Annotated in this window: 18 protein-coding genes and 1 riboswitch; of the genes, 13 read left to right on the forward strand and 5 right to left on the reverse strand. The window is 46.8% G+C overall.

Going from position 1 to position 20,836, the window contains the following annotated elements; translation table 11 throughout:
• Positions 1–15: 15 nt before the first annotated feature.
• The 5 genes from ACED36_RS12160 to ACED36_RS12180 all read left to right on the forward strand — a co-directional run bounded on the left by ACED36_RS12160 (position 16) and on the right by ACED36_RS12180 (position 7,777).
• The gene (locus ACED36_RS12160; protein WP_016958245.1) at positions 16–573 is read left to right on the forward strand and encodes a sugar O-acetyltransferase; all 558 of its coding nucleotides are present in this window, start codon (positions 16–18) and stop codon (positions 571–573) included.
• A 145-nt stretch (positions 574–718) separates the two neighbouring features.
• Positions 719–1,318 carry a GTP cyclohydrolase II gene (gene ribA, locus ACED36_RS12165; protein WP_016958244.1) on the forward strand — a complete coding sequence of 200 codons (600 nt, stop codon included), beginning with the start codon at positions 719–721 and terminating at the stop codon, positions 1,316–1,318.
• Between the two features lie 380 nt (positions 1,319–1,698).
• Positions 1,699–2,901 (forward strand): multidrug efflux MFS transporter EmrD, encoded by a 1,203-nt coding sequence (gene emrD, locus ACED36_RS12170; RefSeq protein WP_029486144.1) that lies wholly within the window; start codon positions 1,699–1,701, stop codon positions 2,899–2,901.
• A 289-nt stretch (positions 2,902–3,190) separates the two neighbouring features.
• Entirely contained in the window at positions 3,191–4,609 is a 1,419-nt protein-coding gene (locus ACED36_RS12175) for a peptide MFS transporter (RefSeq protein ID WP_016958241.1), read from the forward strand.
• Between the two features lie 368 nt (positions 4,610–4,977).
• A riboswitch (cyclic di-GMP riboswitch) is annotated at positions 4,978–5,067 on the forward strand.
• Between the two features lie 31 nt (positions 5,068–5,098).
• Complete coding sequence (locus ACED36_RS12180; protein WP_371733323.1) at positions 5,099–7,777, forward strand: DUF4114 domain-containing protein; 2,679 nt, start codon at positions 5,099–5,101, stop codon at positions 7,775–7,777.
• Positions 7,778–7,905: 128 nt separating this feature from the next.
• On the opposite strand, the gene ACED36_RS12185 is transcribed toward ACED36_RS12180, so the two are convergent.
• Both ACED36_RS12185 and narQ read right to left on the reverse strand, forming a co-directional pair.
• The gene (locus tag ACED36_RS12185) at positions 7,906–8,535 is read right to left on the reverse strand and encodes a response regulator (RefSeq protein ID WP_016958239.1); all 630 of its coding nucleotides are present in this window, start codon (positions 8,533–8,535) and stop codon (positions 7,906–7,908) included.
• 12 nt (positions 8,536–8,547) lie between these two features.
• Positions 8,548–10,251, reverse strand: coding sequence for a nitrate/nitrite two-component system sensor histidine kinase NarQ (narQ, locus tag ACED36_RS12190; protein WP_016958238.1), 1,704 nt, complete (start codon positions 10,249–10,251; stop codon positions 8,548–8,550).
• A gap of 187 nt (positions 10,252–10,438) precedes the next feature.
• Here narQ and napF point away from each other — a divergent pair, with 187 nt between their 5' ends.
• The 5 genes from napF to napC all read left to right on the forward strand — a co-directional run bounded on the left by napF (position 10,439) and on the right by napC (position 14,830).
• A complete protein-coding gene (napF, locus tag ACED36_RS12195) occupies positions 10,439–10,918 on the forward strand; it encodes a ferredoxin-type protein NapF (protein ID WP_016958237.1) in 480 nt (159 codons plus the stop codon).
• Complete coding sequence (locus tag ACED36_RS12200; protein ID WP_016958236.1) at positions 10,915–11,190, forward strand: chaperone NapD; 276 nt, start codon at positions 10,915–10,917, stop codon at positions 11,188–11,190. Before napF ends, ACED36_RS12200 begins: the two co-directional genes overlap by 4 nt.
• The gene (gene napA / locus ACED36_RS12205; RefSeq protein ID WP_017003987.1) at positions 11,187–13,673 is read left to right on the forward strand and encodes a nitrate reductase catalytic subunit NapA; all 2,487 of its coding nucleotides are present in this window, start codon (positions 11,187–11,189) and stop codon (positions 13,671–13,673) included. The genes ACED36_RS12200 and napA overlap by 4 nt, the downstream gene beginning before the upstream one ends.
• Before the next feature lie 100 nt (positions 13,674–13,773).
• A complete protein-coding gene (locus ACED36_RS12210) occupies positions 13,774–14,208 on the forward strand; it encodes a nitrate reductase cytochrome c-type subunit (RefSeq protein WP_016958234.1) in 435 nt (144 codons plus the stop codon).
• 10 nt (positions 14,209–14,218) lie between these two features.
• Entirely contained in the window at positions 14,219–14,830 is a 612-nt protein-coding gene (gene napC / locus ACED36_RS12215) for a cytochrome c-type protein NapC (protein WP_016958233.1), read from the forward strand.
• 110 nt (positions 14,831–14,940) lie between these two features.
• Here napC and ACED36_RS12220 read toward each other — a convergent pair whose 3' ends face one another.
• A complete protein-coding gene (locus ACED36_RS12220; RefSeq protein ID WP_016958232.1) occupies positions 14,941–15,261 on the reverse strand; it encodes an HI1450 family dsDNA-mimic protein in 321 nt (106 codons plus the stop codon).
• Between the two features lie 313 nt (positions 15,262–15,574).
• Between ACED36_RS12220 and ACED36_RS12225 the strand changes: the two genes are divergently transcribed.
• Positions 15,575–16,363 (forward strand): hypothetical protein, encoded by a 789-nt coding sequence (locus ACED36_RS12225; protein ID WP_017003984.1) that lies wholly within the window; start codon positions 15,575–15,577, stop codon positions 16,361–16,363.
• A gap of 348 nt (positions 16,364–16,711) precedes the next feature.
• A complete protein-coding gene (locus ACED36_RS12230) occupies positions 16,712–18,028 on the forward strand; it encodes a YjiH family protein (RefSeq protein WP_371733345.1) in 1,317 nt (438 codons plus the stop codon).
• 115 nt (positions 18,029–18,143) lie between these two features.
• On the opposite strand, the gene ACED36_RS12235 is transcribed toward ACED36_RS12230, so the two are convergent.
• A complete protein-coding gene (locus tag ACED36_RS12235; protein ID WP_016958229.1) occupies positions 18,144–18,485 on the reverse strand; it encodes a hypothetical protein in 342 nt (113 codons plus the stop codon).
• Positions 18,486–18,643: 158 nt separating this feature from the next.
• Between ACED36_RS12235 and ACED36_RS12240 the strand changes: the two genes are divergently transcribed.
• On the forward strand, positions 18,644–19,237 hold the full coding sequence (locus tag ACED36_RS12240) for a cob(I)alamin adenolsyltransferase (protein ID WP_371733324.1): 594 nt from the start codon (positions 18,644–18,646) through the stop codon (positions 19,235–19,237).
• Between the two features lie 113 nt (positions 19,238–19,350).
• Here ACED36_RS12240 and ACED36_RS12245 read toward each other — a convergent pair whose 3' ends face one another.
• Positions 19,351–20,634 (reverse strand): DASH family cryptochrome, encoded by a 1,284-nt coding sequence (locus ACED36_RS12245; RefSeq protein ID WP_371733325.1) that lies wholly within the window; start codon positions 20,632–20,634, stop codon positions 19,351–19,353.
• Positions 20,635–20,836 lie beyond the last annotated feature (202 nt).

Consider the following 20,836-nt stretch of genomic DNA (forward strand, 5'->3'; position numbering starts at 1 on the left):
ATCAAGGAAGATACGTTGACCGAATTTGAAAAAATGCAGCAGGGCAAACCTTATAGCCCTGCTGATACAGAGCTCACCCAATTTCGATATGCCTCACGCAGGCTTTGCCAGCAACTGAATAACATTGATCCCGCCGATGCCGATGCGCAAGACATGGTCGTCACTAAATTGTTTGCCATGCGCGGTAAAGGACTTGCTGTTGAAGCGCCTTTTACATGTACCTACGGCATGAATATCCACATCGGAAACAACGTCGCCATTGGGCCAAACTGTACCCTGATTGATAGTGGCCATATTGAAATAGGCAATAACGTATTGATTGGTCCCGGAGTCGGGATTTACTCCATTACACAAAGTTTACTCCCGCTTGATGTTCAAAATGGAGAGCATGAAATTTCATTGCCTATAATTATTGGTAACAACGTAGTGATTGGTGGTAACAGTGTTATCAAAGCGGGTGTCTCGATCGGTGAAGGGGTCGTGGTTGAGGCGGGTTCCGTGGTTGATGGCGATATTGAGCCTTTTGCCGTAGTCGCTGGCAATCCAGCCGCCGTTATTCGGCGCTTACGCTGAGATGTTGGCAGTGCTTGACACTTCTGTTACGATTGCTCGCCACACCATTTGAAGTGTTACATTATAACAATTCTAGGATGATGGTGTTGCAGTATAGGGCAGTACATATTCGGCTAACACCGAAAAAAACAGAGAATTACAGTCGATGGCAAAAATTAGAGCACGAGTCCCGTTGAATGTTGGTATTGGGAGCAATATTCCAGCAGAAATCCTGTCATTTGACGGTCTGAACTCGGATCAAGAGCACGTCGCGATAATCTTCAGTAGTGCTGATCAGCAGCAGATCGCACCTCTGGTCAGAATGCATTCCGAGTGTCTCACCGGCGATGTCTTTCATTCTTCACGCTGCGATTGTGGCGAACAACTTGAAGAAACCATCCAGAAAATGGGCGAGCAGGGCGGTATTTTGCTGTATCTCCGCCAAGAAGGTCGTGGCATTGGGCTTTACAATAAACTGGATGCGTATGAGCTACAAAGCCAAGGAATGAATACTTACGAAGCCAATAATCATCTTGGTTTTCCGGATGATCTTAGAAGCTTTGAAGATGCCGCTGACATGCTTAAAGCATTAGATACCACCACAGTGCGTCTGATCACTAACAACCCGAAAAAGATAAAAGAGATACAAGAATACGGTATCAATCTCGAAGCGGTTGTTGGCACGCAAGCCCATATAAAAGATGGCAATAAAAAATACCTCAAAGCGAAAATTTCACACGGTCACCACAAGTTGTCCATTGATTAAGCAACTCAATGACAATGACCGAATAGTGTATTGATAGAGCGGGTATATGAATTCGTTTGAATGAGCAGCGCATGGCGCTGCTTTTTTTATGTACAGAGTTTGATTGGATTCTACCCAACGCTATATTGCCCATCGCTGATAAAACAAACGCATTAGAAAAACTAATCCTTTCTATGATTTCTTATCGTGTATGAAACACGTTTTTTATGTTGTTTGATTCCGCTCTCACCACTACTATCTGCCAAAAATAAGCGTCGGCAACTGTATTTTCTGAATCCAAAAGTCACTTGGGTATCGCAATATCACTTCTCGAATCGCCGAATCGCCGAATCGCATTAAAGAAACTTGTTAATTTTTGCTTGTCACGGGGAGCGCTGGTGATGTCTGCGACAACGCCTATATCTAGAATTCTACTCATGATCATCATTTTGGCTGCGGTCGGACAGATGACACAAACCATGTACATTCCATCAATGGCCTTGATGGCAGACGACTTTCAAGTTTCGCCTGCCATGCTTCAAGCGGTAATGGCGTGTTACTTGATTCCCTATGGCCTATCTCAGTTTGTTTATGGGCCGTTGTCTGATCGTTTTGGTCGAAAACCTATTATCTTGACAGGTCTTGTCATTTATCTGGTTGGTACCGTTATTACATTGGCAGCGTCGTCGTTTGACATGTTCCTTTTGGGCAGTGTGATCCAAGGAGCGGGTATTGGCAGCGGCGGAGCCATGGCGCGCACGTTAACCCGAGATTGCTTCGAAGGCAGCCGTTTACATCGCGCAAATAGCTTGGTCAGTGTCGGGTTGATTTTCTCCCCACTGATTGCTCCTGTGTTGGGTGGCTTCTTGAGTGTCCACTTCCAGTGGCAAGCAAGTTATGTGTTCCTGTTTGTCTTGGCGGCAGTGGTGTATCTGATCATGTCCGTTTACTTTCAAGAGACTTTGCCGCCTGAAGCTCGTCGTCGTGATTCAGTGATCAAAAGCTATCACCATGTCATGAGTAATCGTCAGTTTCAGGGGTATCTAATTTGTCTGATCGCAGTGTTTTCGGGTATCTCGGTATTTGAAGCGGCAGCCGGTGTGATACTTGGCAGTACGCTAGCGCTGAGTGCAACCACAGTGAGTCTGTTGTTTGTCCTTCCTTTGCCTGGCTTTATGTTGGGTTCTTGGTTTTCGACCGTGATTGAAAGCCGCTGGTCGGCATCGAAATCTCTTTTACTGGGTTCAGTCATACTGCTACTTGGTGCGTTGATTGTATTTGTACCCGGTGTTAACGGTGTTATTACGATTGAAACCTTGATCGGTGGTGCGTTTGTGTACTTCATGGGCGCAGGTATCTTGTTTCCCGCAGCGACCACGGGTGCTGTGTCGCCGTTCCCTAGACATGCCGGCACAGCTGGAGCGGTGTTAGGTGGCGTGCAAAATATGGCGGCAGGCTTCTTCACACTGTTGGCGGCAAAAATGAACGTCAACGACCAGTTTTCACTGGGCGCAATTTTGCTGACCATGGCAGTGCTATCTGGCCTTGGGCTGCTACTGTGCCGCCGTCAAAAAATGGTGCCAGATTTGCCTGTCACTGCTTAACGGCCTGCTGCCTCGTCAAATTTACGTGCAATTCAGTTCGTGCTCGTGAGTACAAACGGCTCAGGCTAAAACACTAAAAAGCAGGGTATCCCTATGGGATTCCAGCTTTTTTTGTTTTTCGCGAGCGTTGCGTAAAAGTAACCACACAAACGAAGATGATTTTTTTGCATGAAATAATTGCGACGGAAATCAAATTCGGGCAGTCTGTACGCCCTGTAGCGGAGTCTGAGAGGAAAAGGAGGTCCATATTCACTCCCGCTGAGTTAATCAGATAGGCGGTAAACACGCAATGAATTCAAACAGACAGTCAGATTGGCTGGGTCACCCTCGCGGCTTGTTCCTTCTGTGCGGCACAGAATTGTGGGAACGTTTCTCTTTCTACGCCATGCGCGCCATTTTGGTGCTTTACCTCACTGATAAAACAATCAACGGCGGTCTCGGATGGACGACACAAGACGCGCTGAATCTCTATGGTATCTATACCGGTTTAGTTTACCTGACCCCTGTGTTGGGTGGATGGCTGGCGGATAACTTCCTCGGTCAGCGCCGCTCGATCATCATTGGTGGTGCACTGATGGCCATCGGGCAGTTCACACTGGCCTTGCCAAATAGCGTTATTGACCCATTTGAACTGCAAGCCTTTTATGTGGGTTTGGGCTTCTTGATTGTCGGGAACGGTTTATTTAAACCCAATATTTCAACCATGGTTGGTCAACTGTATGGGGAAGGAGATAACCGTCGAGACGGCGCGTTCACTATCTTCTACATGGGTATCAACTTGGGTTCGTTGCTGGCCGGGATCATTGCGGGAACAGCATCAATCCATTACGGATGGAAAGCAGGTTTTCTATGCGCAGGCGTAGGTATGCTGCTCTCTCTAGTTGTTCAATTGCTGTTTGCCAATCGTTTATTGGGCAAGATTGGCGTTGAACCTGCGGCAGTGGAACAGCGCCGCCAGTCTGGTTCAACACAAAAGCAACCGCTGACAAAAGTGGAACGTGATCGCCTTAAAGTCATCCTAGTAATGAGCTTGTTTGTGATCATTTTCTGGGCGGGATTTGAACAAGCGGGTGGTTTGATGAATATTTATTCTCAAGACTACACCAACCGAATGCTGGGTAGTTTTGAAGTGCCTGCGGCTTGGTTCCAATCTCTGAACCCTATGTTCATCATTGTTTTTGCACCACTTCTGGCGTTATTTTGGCGTCGACTGGGTGCGAGTGAACCGAGTTCACCGATTAAATTCGCCATGGCGATGGGCTTCTTGTCGTTGGGATTTGTGTGCATGATCGGTGCTGCCCTTCAACAAGGTGCTGACATGTCCATTAAAGCGTCAATGTGGTGGTTAGTCGGAGCCTACTTCTTCCATACACTTGGCGAGCTGTGTTTGTCGCCGATAGGGCTGTCTTTGATCACTAAGCTGGCACCATTGAGACTGATGTCAGTTATGATGGGCACATGGTTCTGCGCGAATGCTGTGGCGAACTATGTGGCGGGGTTTGTTGGAAGCCATGTTGGAGATGCGGGTCCTTTGGCCATTTTCAGTGGTATTGCGATCACGTCAGCCGTGGCCGGTGTTTTACTGATTCTGTGCTCGAACAAGCTTGTTAGTTGGATGCACGGTGCGGAAGGTGCGTCAGCACTAATTGACGAAACCATGACAGAAGCAGACAAAACGTTAACAGAAAAACCTGCGGTTGTAGCGTAACCTTATTATTAATTATATAGGCCATCGCCAGATGGCCTATATGTCGACCTCCCCATACATTAAATGGGCAAGGTCACAAATGGCGAGTTATCCATACAGAAATCAGTCATCAGTACTGATTGGACTGCCATGCGTTTCTCATACTGCCTCAGCCTTTCCTGCTTGCAGGTTAATTTTTCGCCACATCTAGGCCTTATATTCCCATTAAATGCGGCCTCCAGCCTTGCTCCGATCTAATCGATCAACCAATCTGTCATGGAAGTATCTGAGGCGCAATCGAGAAAGTGCATTAAGAATTTGTGTTAGAGATGTTGTAGGCGCCCACCTAAATACTCACATACGTGAAACTATCAATAGGACAACTATTCGGAGAAAAAGGCCAAACCTGTTGTGAAGCAGGGACGGAAAGTTGCGGATCTCTTTGATGTTGATGATAAAGAGATGGCTGTGCTGCCTCTTGCTTTGGTTAGCAAATAAGAGGAACAAATAATGGCGAATATCATAGGTACAGGCGGTGTTGATCAACTTAATGGCACCCTCGATGATGATTATATTGAAGGCCGTGCAGGGGATGATGTCATTTATGGTGATGTAGGATCTTCTTCAGGAAACGGTTCAACGGGCGCAGTGTTCATCTTGGGTGACGATTTTAGTGCTGCAAGTGGTGATTTCTACTATTTCTCAAACTTCCCCCCAACGCTTAATTTCACCGGTTCGACGACCACTGCTACGTTCAACGATGACGATGCCCAGCTGAATGGCGATGATGCGTGCAATGAGTACTCAGATGACAAATCTCAGACTGTTGAAATTGGCGGTCAAGAGTATGGCGTCAACGTTGATTTCGGCCTGAAATACTGCGATGCATCTGGCAACATTTACACCTTTGCAGTGGTTGATGTTGATACCAATGGTTCTGGCAACCATTGGGGAGAAACTGGTGAAAGCGGTAAGATGCTGATCCAAGTCGATGGCCCAGAAATTACGGGCAGCACGCAGTTATCTCTTGTTCCAAACTCTTACCACAACATTAGCAGCTTAGATTACTCGTCAATCACTGAACCTGAGCCAGTTGACCCAACAGTTGGTGGTGATGATGTGATCACTGCTGGTGATGGAGATGACACTGTCTATGGCCAGGGCGGAGATGACTACATTGAAGGCGACAACGGTCAAGATTCGCTGTATGGCGGGGAAGGCGACGATGTTATCTACGGCAATACTGCGTCTCCAAACTTTAACGCTGACCCGTGTGTAAATGTATTCCAGATGGGTAATGACTTTACCAAGCCTTCAGGTGGTGAGTTCCATACCTTCTGTTTCCCAGACAAACTCGCGTTTGATGGTAATTCAACCAAAGTGACTTTCCAAGATGATGATGGAAAGCTAAATGGCGACAACTACTGTAACGAATATTCCGACGACAAGACGCAAACAGTGACCATCGACGGCAATACGTATTCCGTTAACCTCGATTACACGCTGAAATACTGCGATACCGAAGGTAATGTCTACAAGTTTGCAATCATCGACGTTGATCTAGATGGCAATGGTCATCACTACAGCAACCTTAATGAAAACGGTAACCTTCTTCTTCAACTTGAAGGCCCTGAAATCACAGCGTCGACCCAGTTGTCTTTGGTACCCAACTCATACTGCAATATCAATGAGATTGATTATTCATCCATTTCTGAAGAAACGACCCAAATATCTAACGATGAAGATTTCATAGATGGCGGTGCAGGCAATGACACCATCTATGGTCAGTGGGGCGATGATGAGATCCATGGAGGCACCGGCGATGATGTCATCTATGGCGGTCAAATTGGTCGTCAAACACTTGATCTCGACCGTGGCGCTGATGGCTATTGGGATGTAAGTAATGGCGATGCTGTTACGTTAGATCTGTCTAATATCACTTCAAGCGCGTCTTACAGTAACAGTGTTGGTTACTACGTATTGGACGAAAATGGCAATGTGCTGGCGGCATACGTCATGGCTGACAACGCCAAGTTGGATAGTGCGGCGCAAGCAGTTATCGATGTTGAAGGCGCGGCGAAAATCGGCCTATTCATCATTCCAGATGGCGACACAAAAGGCTTCAACGAGGGTGAAATTACGCTGAGCTTTGCCAGCGGTAGCCCTGTGTTTGGTCAAGGTGGCCTGACCGCAGGTGGTTATGTGTCTGAAACCGGTAAAAACGGTGACCGCCTAGATCATGAAATCAATTCTGGTGAAAACTCTTGCTGGGAAGATCTGTGGTGCCTTGGCGACAAAGACTTTAACGACGTTGTGATGAAAGTGAACGCAACGCAGGTCGTTGAAGAAAGTGATGCTGATACGATTTATGGTGAAGAAGGCAACGACACCATTTATGGTGGCGATGACAATGACCACATCATGGGGGGTGTGGGTGACGATGTTCTGTTTGGCCAAAAAGGCGACGATATCATCGAAGGTGGTGAAGGTAACGACCGAATCTTTGGTGGTGTTGGTAAAGATGAACTTTATGGCGGTGCAGGCGACGATTACTTGGATGGCGGCCCTGGCAGCGATGTGAAAATTGATGGTGGTACAGGTGTTGATGAATACCGTGGTAGTGCGGGTGACGATGTCTTTATCTTCGGTGAAGATGACTTTGTTGGCCTGAGTGTCACGAATTCTGCAGGCAGAGTCGTTAACAAATCCATGTACAACGCGGACAATGGTTTTGACCAAATGCTGGTTAATGGCGATGCAAATGTCGATTTTACCGGTGTTTCCTACCAGTCTGACTCGTCGATCACGGGTAACGTGATGGCACAAATTGAAGCAGTCATTGGTGACGAAGGTGATCAAGTTATCACTATCAACCCAAATGAAATCTGGTCTCAATCTGACGCACCATTTGGTGAAGACTTGGGTACACCAGACGATTGGGATGGTTTCATCGCGCACCTTGGTGCCGGTGATGACAGCTTTAACCTCAATGGTACGCCTTGGAGCTATGATGCTAGTGGTACAGTGAATGCGCCAATCTCAGCCGAGATGATCAGCATTCTAGGGTTGAGTAATGCACAGGTTGGAGAGTTGAATGCGTATGTCTTCACACACGACAATCTTGATCGCACCATCACAGTTTGGACTGACGCAGAAGATGTGACGCTAAATGGTGTTGATATTTTCTAGCTGTTTAACTGAGAAGACTGCTTGTCAACAAGCGACATAATAAAAAGGGAGGAACAAAGTGTTCCTCCCTTTTTTTGATCGCGCAACACGGTGCTGTGTATCAACGCTGTTTATATCTGAGCAGCGACTCAATCCATTGTCTCGTTTTCCAAATACAGCACGGTGGCGGCAACACGAGAATCAACGTTGAGTTTTTTTAGTAGGTTTTTGAGGTGAACTTTTACTGTTGCCTCTGAAATGTATAGGCTCTCAGCGATCTGTTTGTTACGAAGCCCTTTGGCGACTTGTTGCAGTATTTGTAACTCTCGCTCAGTCAGATGGGTGAGCGGGGAAGCGTTTTTTTCGTTATTAGCGAGGTTGGCTTCTACCTCCTTGCTGAACGCTTTTTTCCCCGTCATGGCAACTTTCAGTTTTTCAATCAATTCTTCCGGTTCGCTGTCTTTCAGCAAATATCCATCAGCCCCAGCTTGGATAATGGCATGAATATCATTAGGGCTATCAGATACTGTCAGTATTACGATGGTTGCTGTGCAGCCTTCATACCGGAGGGCTTTCAGAGTATCCAATCCAGACAGGCCTTTCATGTTGAGGTCGAGAACAATTAAGTCGGGCTTTGATCGAGAGACTTCTGCGATGGCATCTGTTCCATTGCTTGCTTCAGACACTGTATTGAACTCAGGCTCAAACTTTAACAGTTGTGATATACCCTTTCGCATCAGTGGGTGGTCATCAACAAGCAGTACATTCCATGTATTCATAAGAACAATCTCCTAGGCGAAGTCAAATGTCAGTACAACACGGCAACCTTGTGAAGTCGCCGAAAGGATTTGGATGTTACCCCCTAGCATTTTAGAGCGCTCTTGCATGATGTTGAGACCATAGTGATTGGGTTTTTCATCAGTAGGGCAAAAGCCTATACCATCATCCTTGATTTCGACATAAGCATGGTTGTCGTGTTGATGACAGCGAATCGAGATCGTACTGGCGTCGGCATGTTTAATTGCGTTAATACAAGCCTCGCGAATAATCTGCAGAAGGTGCATTTGGTGCTGCACGTCCATGGAAAGTGTGTCCAATGTCGATGACATTGTGATTTCCGCGCTTGTTTGACCTTTCAACGCCACCACCATTTCGTTTAGCGCTAAGCCAAAATCACTGTGTGACAACGATAATCGAAACGCATTGAGTAGTTCTCGTAATTGATCATAAGCAATGCGCAGTTGCTCGCCGATCTCTTCGGCAATGGATTCGCATTCTTTTGCATCGGATCGTTGTAAATGCCGCTTGAGTAAACTGGTCTGAATTTTAAGGTAAGAAAGCGATTGAGCAATGGAATCGTGAAGTTCGCGCGCCAATGTCGCACGCTCTTCCATCACCGCCAAATGCATTGCTTGCTTTTGCGCATGATTGTAATGCACACCGCGCGCGAGAATGGATGCAATATTCTCGAGAAGCACCGAATCAACAACGTCATCTTTACCTTGCCACATTAATGTTCCAAGCGCTTCGTCGTCCAAACGCAAAGGCAGGGAGTGCCAATGTTGGTCGTCTGCCTTTCCTGCACGTATTTGCCATTCTGATTGATTGGGGCTTGTCACGGTAAGTGTCAATGCCGAGATGCCATCGGCTTGCATTGAGATATCGAGAATATTTTCGAAGCTTTGTCGTGTCAAAAGACTCGATGAAAGCTGGGTTGAGCAATCATAAAGTACGTTCAGTGAACGATTGGCTTTGGTTAATTTGTGAGTTTTTGACTCAATTCTGAATTCAAGATTGGCATAGAGTTCTTTGAGTTCACTCGCCATGATGGCAAAACTTTTTGATAGCACACCAAGTTCATTGTTTCTTGTTGGTGGTAGTGCGACGTCAAAAATTCCATTCTGAATTCGCTGGCTCGCCGTTACTAGCATGTTCAATGGCTGGACGATGCGTCGTTGTGTGTACTGAATTAAAAACAGCACCAAGGCTAAGATCACGCCCAACCCAATACTGCCAACCAGAGCCAACACTTGAAGCTTATTTTCAGAGTGCTGCTGAAGCGTAAAGACGAACTGATCAATGTCGTTGACGAATAATCCTACTTGCTCAAGGTAAAACGCTCGGTCTGGGCCTTGAAGCTCAGGTCGAAGAAGTAGCCAGCGCGAAATTAATGCGTTGTAACGATCTCGTATTTCCTGAGGAACCGCAATATTATCAATGAGTTGAAGCTCAGGGGAGAGTATTGATTGTTCAAAGGATTCAATGTGTTCAGGTAAGCGAGGGGAATCACGGACAATGTCATACGCAATGCGATAACTTTGCATTCGCAGTGAGCCAGAAGTGTTGATGGCCGCGGCGTCATTGAGGCTCGAAGCAAGAGAGATAATGGAGAAACCCGTGATCATCACCGCCAGCAAAAGCATGGCGATCAGAGATCGTGCCACGATGGTAGTAACCGATTGTTTAACTGTTATTTCCGTTATTTCGTTAGCCATAAAATTTCAGAGTCTGACCGTGATGGTTTAATAATGTGACGCGTGCCATGAGCGAAAATTGATCTAGCGCAATAGACCCCTCTATATACCCCTTTAGGGGTATATAACCTATTCCTAATTATCTCTAACGTGACATCAGAAAGACGTGAAATATTGAAATTACACGTGTTATAGGTTGAAGGTTAAAATGGTAGACCAACGTCGTCGCTTCTTTTTACGAAGCGCTCAGAGTTCCCAGCAACAGCCATTACCTTGGATAAGTGACAGCGAGCTGTTTACCGAGCATTGTACGCGATGTGGAGAATGCCAGCGCGCATGCGAAGAAAATATCATTGTCGCCGGTGATGGTGGCTTCCCTTCGATAGACTTCAATAAAGGAGAATGCACGTTTTGTTATGAATGTGCACAGCATTGCCCCGAACCGTTATTTCTTCCTGAAACACACCTCCCTTGGAAGCAAGTCGTCTCGATTAAAGACAGCTGCTTAGCCAAACAGAATATTGAATGTCGCAGTTGCAGCGATGCATGTGATACCCGAGCAATTCGTTTTCAACATCGATTGGGAAGTGTTGCACAACCCGAGATTCAAATTAGCGACTGTAGCGGGTGTGGTGCATGTATTGCGCCATGTCCAGTCAATGCCATCTCCATGGAGCAACACCCATGAATGAATATCACGTTACTAGCCTTGTTGTGCACGCAGCAGCAGATCAAACAGAACAAGTAAAAGTACGCATTGAGGCACTGCCGGGCACTGAAGTGCCTGCCATGAATGAGATTGGGAAATTGGTCGTGGTGGTGGAAGGGGAAAGTCGCGGCGCACTGTTAGACATTTTCGAACAAATTAAAGCGTTGCCGGGGGTCCTTGCAGCAACGTTAGTTTTTCATCAGGTTGAGAATGAATCGACTGAAAACAAAATTGAAGGAGTCGGGCAATGACACTGACACGCAGGAAATTTCTTAAAGCGAACGCAGCCGCAGCTGCTGCTACCGCCGCGGGCATCACGATTCCCGTTTCTGTTGCGCATGCGGCGGGAAATGATGAGCAAGTTAAATGGGATAAAGCACCGTGCCGCTTTTGTGGTACAGGCTGTGGCATTCTTTTGGGGACCCAAAACGGGCGCATCGTCGCCTCACAAGGTGATCCAGAAGCGCCGGTAAACCGCGGTCTAAGCTGCGTGAAAGGGTACTTCTTGCCGAAAATAATGTACGGCAAAGATCGCCTCACTCAACCTTTATTACGCAAAAAGAACGGCGTGTATGACAAAGAAGGTGAGTTCACCCCAGTCAGTTGGGATGAAGCACTGGATTTAATGGCTGAGAAATTCACTACAGCGATTCAGACAAATGGCCCAACAACTGTCGGTATGTTTGGTTCTGGCCAGTGGACCGTGTGGGAAGGCTATGCAGCGTCAAAACTGATGAAAGCAGGTTTCTTGACAAACAACATTGACCCGAATGCCCGTCACTGTATGGCATCGGCGGTTGTTGGCTTCATGCGTACCTTCGGTATGGATGAACCAATGGGTTGTTATGACGACATAGAACAAGCCGATGCGTTTGTGCTGTGGGGCTCTAACATGGCAGAGATGCACCCAATCCTTTGGTCTCGCTTAGCTGATCGTCGTTTATCCGCGAATCATGTCAAAGTTGCAGTGCTCTCCACCTATGAGCACCGCAGCTTTGAGCTCGCTGACAATGGCATGATTTTCACACCACAAACTGACTTGGCCATTCTTAACTACATTGCCAACTACATCATTCAAAACGACAAAGTCGATAAAGACTTTGTCGCGAAACACGTTAACTTCCGCCAAGGTGCAACAGATATTGGTTATGGCCTTCGCCCGACCAATCCGCTTGAACAGAACGCAAAAAATGCTGGCAGTGGCGCGTCAGATCCGATCGACTTCGATGCGTTTGCCAAATTTGTCGCTGATTACGACGTTGAATCTGTGTCCAAGCTGTCAGGTGTGCCCGAAGACCAACTGATTGCACTCGCAGAGCTTTATGCCGACCCGAAAGTAAACGTAGTGTCTTATTGGACGATGGGCTTTAACCAGCATACACGTGGCGTGTGGGCGAACAACCTTTGCTACAACATTCATCTTCTGACGGGTAAGATTTCTAAGCCAGGTTGTGGCCCATTCTCGCTGACAGGCCAGCCTTCTGCGTGTGGAACAGCGCGTGAAGTGGGTACGTTCTCTCACCGTCTGCCTGCTGACATGGTAGTGAATAATCCCAAGCACCGTGCATTTGCAGAAGCAAAATGGAAACTGCCGGAAGGCACGATCCCACCAAAACCCGGATATCACGCCGTGCTGCAAGATCGCATGTTGAAAGACGGCAAGCTCAACGTGTACTGGGTGATGTGTAACAACAACATGCAGGCAGGCCCAAATATCAATGAAGAGCGTTTGCCGGGTTATCGCGACCCACGCAATTTCATCATTACGTCTGACCCTTATCCAACCGTCACCGCCATGGCGTCTGATTTGATTCTGCCAACAGCGATGTGGGTAGAGAAAGAGGGCGCTTACGGTAACGCCGAACGCCGTACTCAGTTTTGGTATCAACAAGTGAAAGCGCCAGGCGAAGCAAAGTCTGATTTGTGGCAATTGGTTGAGCTTTCTAAGCGCATCAAGGTTGCTGATGTTTGGCCTGCAGATTTGATTGCCAAACAACCTGATTTTCAAGACAAAACCTTGTACGACATTTTGTTTGCGAATGGGCAAGTCAACCAATATGGGTTGGATGAAATTCCAGCAGACCGCCTGAATGATGACGCTCGCGATGCGGGATTCTATATCCAGAAAGGCTTGTTTGAAGAATATGCGGCATTTGGTCGCGGCAAAGCCCATGACCTCGCACCCTTTGAGGTTTACCACAAAGAGCGCGGTTTGCGCTGGCCTGTGGTTGATGGCAAAGAAACGTTGTGGCGCTACGCAGAAGGGCACGACCCGTATGTGAAAGCGGGTGAAGGTTTTGCGTTCTACGGTAAGCCTGATAAAAAAGCCGTTATTTTTGCGTTGCCATATGAACCAGCGGCAGAAGAACCTGATGCAGATTATGACCTGTGGTTGTCGACTGGCCGCGTATTGGAACATTGGCATACCGGTACGATGACACGACGCGTGCCAGAGCTTTACAAGGCGTTCCCTGATGCGGTTGTCTTCATGCACCCACTGGATGCCAAGAAACGAGGGCTACGTAGAGGCGATGCGGTGAAAGTGATCTCACGTCGTGGTGAAGTTGCCACACACGTTGAAACGCGTGGACGTAACCGTGTGCCAGAAGGATTGGTGTTTATGCCATTTTTCGATGCAGGACAACTGGTTAATAAGCTAACACTGGATGCGACGGATCCGCTTTCGAAAGAAACGGATTATAAAAAATGTGCGGTCAAGATCGTCAAGGTTTGATCCCGCAGCCAGTGTGAAACACCCAATAACTGTGCATGTTGCTGATAGGAATACAGCAACATGCATTAGCAGAATGATTTGATTCCGAAAGGATCCGAGCATGAAAAAGAAAATCACGTTTACGCTGTTACTTGCCGCGCTGATCAGCACAATGGCAGTCGCGCAGGTCACCTCTTTAAGAGGCGATCAAGAGATTGGTGCTAATAACGAGGTGCCAAACATTAAAACCGTTCCAAAAAATCAGGATCGCTTTGCGCTTAACTATGTGAACCAGCCACCTATGGTGCCCCATGCTGTTGATGGCTATCAGGTTAATCAGTCTAATAACGCGTGTCTGCAATGCCACGATGTCGATGTTTATCGTAAAACTGGCGCTCCACGTATTAGTCCTACGCACTTTATGGACCGAGATAATAAAGTGCTGACAGAAGTGTCTGCTCGTCGTTATTTCTGTCTACAGTGCCATGTTCCTCAGGTACAAACTGACGTGTTGGTAGAGAACGAGTTTGTTCCTGCTGGCAAATTTGGACAGTAGGGGAGTCGGGATGAAATTACCGGGATTTATCACTAAAGCGTGGAAATGGTTTCGAACACCCAGCCATTTTGCTATTGGCACTGTTCTCATTTTGGGCTTTGTTGCAGGCATAGTGTTCTGGGGTGGTTTTAACACGGGTATGGAGATGACCAACCGAGAAGAGTTCTGTATTGGTTGTCATGAAATGCAAGAGAACGTGTATCAAGAATACGTGGGAACCATTCACTACAGCAACCGCAGTGGCGTGAGGGCAACATGCCCAGATTGTCATGTGCCAAAAGAATGGGGGCCGAAAATGATTCGCAAAATTCAGGCAAGTAAAGAGCTCTATGCCAAAGCGTTTGGCATTGTGTCGACGCCACAGAAATTTGAAGACCACCGTTTGGAAATGGCGACACGTGAGTGGAATCGCATGGAGGCTAATAACTCACAAGAATGCCGAAACTGCCATAACTTTGAATTTATGGATTTTAGCGCGCAAAAATCAGTAGCAGCCAAAGTGCATGATAGAGCTGAAGAAGCAGGACAGACGTGTATTGATTGCCACAAAGGGATTGCGCATAAGTTACCGCGTAATCATGATGCAGGTAAAGAATTCAAATTCTCAGCCTCAGGTAACTAAATCAGTTTTGTGCCCATGTGTTGCGGTGATACGTGACGTTTAGGCATAAAGAAAATGCGTATAAAGACAAGAAAGCCAGCGTTATGCTGGCCTTCTTCTTTTGGTCTTAGTTAGGCTGCGCGCTTCCAGAGTAAGTGACAGAATTTCTGCTCTGTGTCGCGACTCACCAACATGCGAACCAGCACATCATTCAATTCGTCTTCATTGGCTAAACCAATGCGAACTTCGACAAAAGTATCGCGATCAACGTCAAACCCGACGTGTTCTTCCCAATCTGCGCTGGCTTCGACCACAATGGCTGCGCCATCTTCGTCGAAACGTGCTTGATAGGCGAGAAGATCGTCATAATCTAGGTTGTCTTCAGCCATTTCATAAAAAATCTCAAAGGCAGTTTCTAGCGTTTCGTCGATAGAAAGTAGGGAAGCGTCCATGGTGATTCCTGGTTGGTATAAACAGGCGGCATTATATACCCAAGCTACCTTAAATTGAACGTGATGAGCGACGCTGAATCCTGCATTTTGAGGTCGAATGGCGATATCTCAGTGAGGTCCAAATATAGTTTCTAGTCGGGACATGATAAATATCGTCTATTTCGTGAGCTAACATCTCGTTTTTGCGGGAAATTAGTGCTGAAACTGGCTATGTTTCAAGGTGCGAAGCGTGCAAACTCGCTTTAAAATACCCACTTTAAATTGTCGTTTACGTGTCTGGTAAATGTTCAGATGAATAAGGAAAGGTACTGGTTTGTATAAGGCGAAACCCCGCAGCGGATTGTTGGCTGAAATAGATCGGAATGCTCCCCTGCAAACTGAGTATGTAGAGCCCATTGCTGCATCAGTGCGTCAAATCCGTGGAGTGCTGGGTGATACGCTTCATAGTCTTTATTTGACGGGCGATGTCGCGCAGCGTTGTGCTGGTGAGAGAGCGGATCTTTCACTGACACTCGTGACGACACGCGCCTTGAACGTGCAAGAGTTCACGTCGCTTAATACCGTCCGCTGGCGTTTGGAGCAATCAAGTGACGCGGTAAAGCGTGTCGAATTTGATGTCGTGCCGTTCAAAGAAGTGACAACGCTCGCCAATATCTTCCGTTGGGGTTTCTTCATCAAACATTGCGCACTTTGTATCAGCGGTGACAATCTTGCAGATAGCTTTGGTCACTTTGAAGTGAGTTGGGAAGTGTCGAAAGCGATGAATGAAGATCTTGGCGTTAAGCTAAAAGAGCTTCGCAAGAAGATTGCGGTAGCGACCAAGTGGGGAGCGCAGCTTGATGCTTCAGAGGATGCCGCCAAACGACTAATAAGAGCGGCTTTCGGACTGGTTGCTTATAAGGAAAACCGCTGGGAGCAAGATCTTAATATCTGCGCTGAGTATTTTAATAAGCACTACCCAGATAAATCGGTAGAAATGGAGCGGCTTTTCTACTTGATTGAACGAAAACCCGTTAAGAAACGTGCTGTTGTTGCCTTGATGGACAGTTTTGGCCAATGGGTGCAGTCTGAATACGCCAGTATCGACCGAAAAATTGGATAATTATTCATTGGCGTGATTTCAAATAATCCGGCGTTGTGTTCATTTTAACCGATATAACTCCTTGATATTACTCTCCAGAAGGATAGTCAATGTTACAGTTTTTTAACAATTAATGAGTTAAAAATAAACAACATCGGCCTTCGTCTTGGTCATTTGCATTGCCTTGTGCGAATTATTCAAAATAAGTGACTATTTATGGTTTACATGCGCAAAGAGTTAAATTAATCTTGCGCTCAATTAGTCACATATTGTGAATATATATTTCGTTCAACGCATCGCTCAGGAAGTATTGCCATGCAGAAAACTCAAGATTTACCGACAACATCATCGTCGACACGGAACGTGTTGATGTTCCTTATTCCCTCGCTGCTTGGCGTGCTTTTGTTTATGACGCCAGTGATGATTAATGGTGGCTTCACCATTCCTATCGCAGTATTGGCTAAAACACTGCTTGGCTTACTGGGTCAAAGTGCGCCAATCGTGGTGACGTCTATTATCGTCGTGAGCGCATTAGGTTCCGTGTTGGCAGTGGCGACCAAGCCACGCTTTATCACTGAGTCAAAATTCTTATCTGGCCTATTTTTGTCTACTCCTGTTTGGCTGGTTGTGCGTTTGCTGGGCGCGACGTTTGTCTTGATGGCTTACTTTGGTGTTGGCCCTGAACACGTTACGGGTGGCGCAACAGGTGGATTTGTGTTGGGCGATCTGCTGCCAACACTGTTATCTGTGTTTGTATTCGCAGGCCTGTTCCTGCCGTTGCTGACTAACTTTGGCTTACTGGAACTGATTGGTACTTTCATGACACGTATTATGCGTCCATTGTTTGGTCTGCCTGGACGTTCAGCGGTTGATTGTGCAAGCTCTTGGCTGGGTGACGGTAGTGTCGCGATTTTGATGTCGAGTAAACAATATGAGCAAGGCTACTACACCGAGCGTGAAGCGGCGGTTGTGGGTACCACCTTCTCTGTTGTTTCAATCAGCTTTAGTTTGGTGGTTATTGCGCAGGTTGGCTTGGAGCACATGTTTGTGCCTTTCTATGCCACAGTGTGTCTTGCAGGTTTCGTTGCCGCTATTGTTGTGCCGCGCCTTCCGCCGCTGTGCTGGAAAAAGAACACGCTGATCAACGGTGAAGAAAAAGGGCTTGAGCATGAAGCGCTGCCAGAAGGCGAGACCTTATTTTCTTACGGCGTTAAATCTGCAGTTAACCGCGCATCGCATATTCGCTCATTGACTGATGTTCTGAAAGAAGGCCTAGAAAACGCAGCTGACATGGTATTCGGTGTTTTACCTGTTGTGATGGCGATTGGTACTTCGGCGCTGATTATCGCGGAATACACGCCAGTGTTTACCATTTTAGGTATGCCATTTGTGCCTTTGCTTGAGCTTCTGCAAATTCCAGAAGCGGTTGCCGCCTCAGAAACGATGCTGGTGGGCATTGCGGACATGTTTATCCCTGCAGTACTTGCAGCAAACATTGATAATGAAATGACGCGCTTTGTGGTTGCTACGCTGTCTGTCACTCAATTGATTTACATGTCGGAAGTGGGCGCATTGCTTCTGGGTAGCAAGATCCCCGTTAAAGTGTGGGAACTGGTGATGATATTCATCCTGCGTACGCTAGTAACACTGCCTGTTATTGCCGGTGTGGCGCATTTGGTTTTCTAAACGCTCAGATGCCTAAATTCAGATGTTTGCATTGAAAAATAGCGACCAGATGGTCGCTATTTTTTTGTGTCATTTACTCGTTCCTCGTTCTTTCCTGACGTAACTGGGCGAAAAGCTAGTTGGTCGTTTTCTCTTTTATATCAGCGTCTAGTGTGCTTTTATCGGCCACTAATGCTTTTTTTGCCGCATCTGTTTGTGCTTCTGAGTCCTTAACCGCTTCACTTTCATCGACTGACGCTTGTTTTTTCGCCGACTTTTCCATGCCATCCATCTTCTGTTCAGCGTCTTGCATCAATACTGCTGATTCAGCCTCTGCTTCTTTTCCAAGGTTTTCGAGTTCTTGAACTCGCGCTTGTTCCACGATTTCTGCTTTTTGTCCTGCGGTCTCATCAGCAGTCGCGTAAAAAGGGAGGGCAAAAGCAATAGAGGAAACCAGCAGTAGGTTATGCGTTTTCATTCATCGTTCTCCTTAGAGAGGTTAACGTAACGTGCGAAAATAAATGTCACTCTAAAAATACTTATCGGATCACTGATGAACGCGTCTCATCTTCGCAACTCAGAGATGGTTTATGATGTGACTATTAGACTCGACAGGCAGAGGTGTGATTAAACATTATGAAAATCATTCTATTACATGGGCTGTATATGCATGGTGTCACCATGCTTGTTTTGGCAAAGCGATTAACTGAGTCGGGGCATCAAGTCTTCAACTTGAGTTATAAAACCATCAAGCCTGATCTGGCGCAGATGTTCACTGCGATGGATGAGTTCATTGATGGTGAAGACACCGCTATTGTTGCTCATTCTATGGGCGGGGTCATGGCCAAAACCTACTTAGACGTCGACAGCCCAATGAGCCACCATGTGAAAACAGTCATCACTTTGGGAACGCCGCACAATGGGTCCCAAGTGGCGGCATTTTTTGAAAAACATGGGGTGGGGGATGTGATGTTCCAACGCGCGGCTCAATACTTGATGCCAGATGAAACGCCTCGTTGGTCTTCGGCGGCCGCGCTTTACAGCATCGCAGGTGATTTGGCGATTGGACCCGCATCGGTTTTGCTGCGTGGTCAGAAGTCAGACGGTACTGTGTTGTTAGAAGAAACGATGATTGATGGAATGACGAGTCATGAAGTGTATCCGCTCACCCATACCTCGTTGATTTTTGCCAAACGTGTGAGTGATAGGGTGATTGAAATTTTGAAGTGACCCGCTTAGGTTGTGTTAAGCGGGTCTTTTGTTGTTGTGTCGCGTTCGATTAGTTGATCGGACTCTTCTTATTCAAGTCATCGGCATCATATATAAAGAATAGATCGCACGGCCTAAAATTTGAGTAGGCTCTCGGATGGCGAAGCTTGCGCCCATTTCGCCACAAATGAGCCGTCAGGATCGTATTCCTTTGCTTGCTTCTCCAGATCAAAATGACGTTGACCGCGTGGATCTGCGCCCACACCTGCTAAGTATTGCCAGTTCCCATAGTTGGCAGCTACATCGAAATCAATAAGCTGCTGCTCGAAGTAGGCTGCGCCAAATCGCCAATCAACGCCCAACTCATTTACTAAACAACTCGCTACAATTTGTCGGCCTCGGTTTGACATATAACCGGTTTGGTTGAGCTGCCTCATACAGGCGTTCACGATAGGATATTCGGTGGTGCCTTGCTCCCATGCTTTGAATTTCTCGCAATAAAACGAAGTGAGCGGGCGTTTTTTCTTAATACCATCAAAGGCGAACATACGCGCGCCATGATAGTGCATCATCCATTGGAAATACTCTCGCCAAAGCAGTTCCGCAAACATGGACTGCGATGATTCATCTTTGCCATGACGATATTCATAATTGTCGAGTTCTGCGACGACCATGCGAGCAGAAATAGACCCATTCGCAAGCCAAGCCGACAACCGAGAAGAAAATTGCCAGCCATCAAAGCCATTTCGTGTTTTCTTATAATTTTTTAGCCCCTGTGACTTCCAAAAAAACTGATTGAGTTGCACAAGCGCGGAATCCTCGCCGCCGTGGTAAGGCGTCAGGTCATAAACAAATTCTTGCCCTCCCCATATGTCGCGACGCTCTTGAATGGCCGCAGGTAAAGAATCCGGTGTGCTTATAGGTATGCAGGGTAGTGTGTTCTGCTGCTCAATATGCTTGCGGAACTGGGTGAAGCTCTGAGGGAATGTTGATTGCTCAAACGGTAATTGGTTACGAAGAAAAAGGGTGAAGCTCTCGCTTACGCTCACTTCACACGGCAAGACACGTTCGAGATAGGCGACTTGTTGTCTTTCATAGACACCGGGGTGGTCAGTCATGGCAACATAGTTAATTTGGTGTTGTTTACACAAGGCGGGAATGATTTCCAAAGGGTTGCCCACTTTAACCACGAGGCGTTGTTTTCGTTTTTTGAGTTCTCTTTCTAACGCTCGCAGTGATTGGTACAAAAACTCTTCTCTGAATCGACCAAGATGTCGAGATTGATGACGCGTGGGTTTTAACCATGCGGGGTCTATGACATAAACCATGAGGGCATGAGTACAGCGCCGGGAGAGTGCAACTAATGCGGGATTGTCTGCCAGTCTTAAATCATGTCTAAACCAAATGAGCCCTTTCATGTCGTCTCTCCTTAAAAACGATGATGTTTCGCGAACAAGTTTGGCGTGATTTTCGGTTTGCTGATACACCTCCTATATAGAGTGGTACGCACCATGTGTAGGTGAAAGGTCAAATTGACTTAGACAGTCCATGGTTGTGAGAAAACCGTCTCATCCATAAAGCGTAGCGCAGCATGAGTAAAATCAAGCGTGGCAGGAAATG

The sequence above is a fragment of the Enterovibrio sp. FF113 genome (assembly GCF_041439165.1).
Lineage (GTDB): Bacteria > Pseudomonadota > Gammaproteobacteria > Enterobacterales > Vibrionaceae > Enterovibrio > Enterovibrio norvegicus_A.

Excerpts from the sequence above, each read along its gene's own strand:
- napA (WP_017003987.1), top strand. The coding sequence starts at position 11,187 with ATGACACTGACACGCAGGAAATTTCTTAAAGCGAACGCAGCCGCAGCT.
- ACED36_RS12175 (WP_016958241.1), top strand. The coding sequence starts at position 3,191 with ATGAATTCAAACAGACAGTCAGATTGGCTGGGTCACCCTCGCGGCTTG.
- narQ (WP_016958238.1), bottom strand. The coding sequence starts at position 10,251 with ATGGCTAACGAAATAACGGAAATAACAGTTAAACAATCGGTTACTACC.
- emrD (WP_029486144.1), top strand. The coding sequence starts at position 1,699 with ATGTCTGCGACAACGCCTATATCTAGAATTCTACTCATGATCATCATT.
- ACED36_RS12200 (WP_016958236.1), top strand. The coding sequence starts at position 10,915 with ATGAATGAATATCACGTTACTAGCCTTGTTGTGCACGCAGCAGCAGAT.
- ACED36_RS12180 (WP_371733323.1), top strand. The coding sequence starts at position 5,099 with ATGGCGAATATCATAGGTACAGGCGGTGTTGATCAACTTAATGGCACC.
- ACED36_RS12220 (WP_016958232.1), bottom strand. The coding sequence starts at position 15,261 with ATGGACGCTTCCCTACTTTCTATCGACGAAACGCTAGAAACTGCCTTT.
- ACED36_RS12185 (WP_016958239.1), bottom strand. The coding sequence starts at position 8,535 with ATGAATACATGGAATGTACTGCTTGTTGATGACCACCCACTGATGCGA.
- ACED36_RS12245 (WP_371733325.1), bottom strand. The coding sequence starts at position 20,634 with ATGAAAGGGCTCATTTGGTTTAGACATGATTTAAGACTGGCAGACAAT.
- ribA (WP_016958244.1), top strand. The coding sequence starts at position 719 with ATGGCAAAAATTAGAGCACGAGTCCCGTTGAATGTTGGTATTGGGAGC.
- ACED36_RS12210 (WP_016958234.1), top strand. The coding sequence starts at position 13,774 with ATGAAAAAGAAAATCACGTTTACGCTGTTACTTGCCGCGCTGATCAGC.
- ACED36_RS12235 (WP_016958229.1), bottom strand. The coding sequence starts at position 18,485 with ATGAAAACGCATAACCTACTGCTGGTTTCCTCTATTGCTTTTGCCCTC.
- napF (WP_016958237.1), top strand. The coding sequence starts at position 10,439 with ATGGTAGACCAACGTCGTCGCTTCTTTTTACGAAGCGCTCAGAGTTCC.
- ACED36_RS12240 (WP_371733324.1), top strand. The coding sequence starts at position 18,644 with ATGAAAATCATTCTATTACATGGGCTGTATATGCATGGTGTCACCATG.
- ACED36_RS12230 (WP_371733345.1), top strand. The coding sequence starts at position 16,712 with ATGTTCCTTATTCCCTCGCTGCTTGGCGTGCTTTTGTTTATGACGCCA.
- napC (WP_016958233.1), top strand. The coding sequence starts at position 14,219 with ATGAAATTACCGGGATTTATCACTAAAGCGTGGAAATGGTTTCGAACA.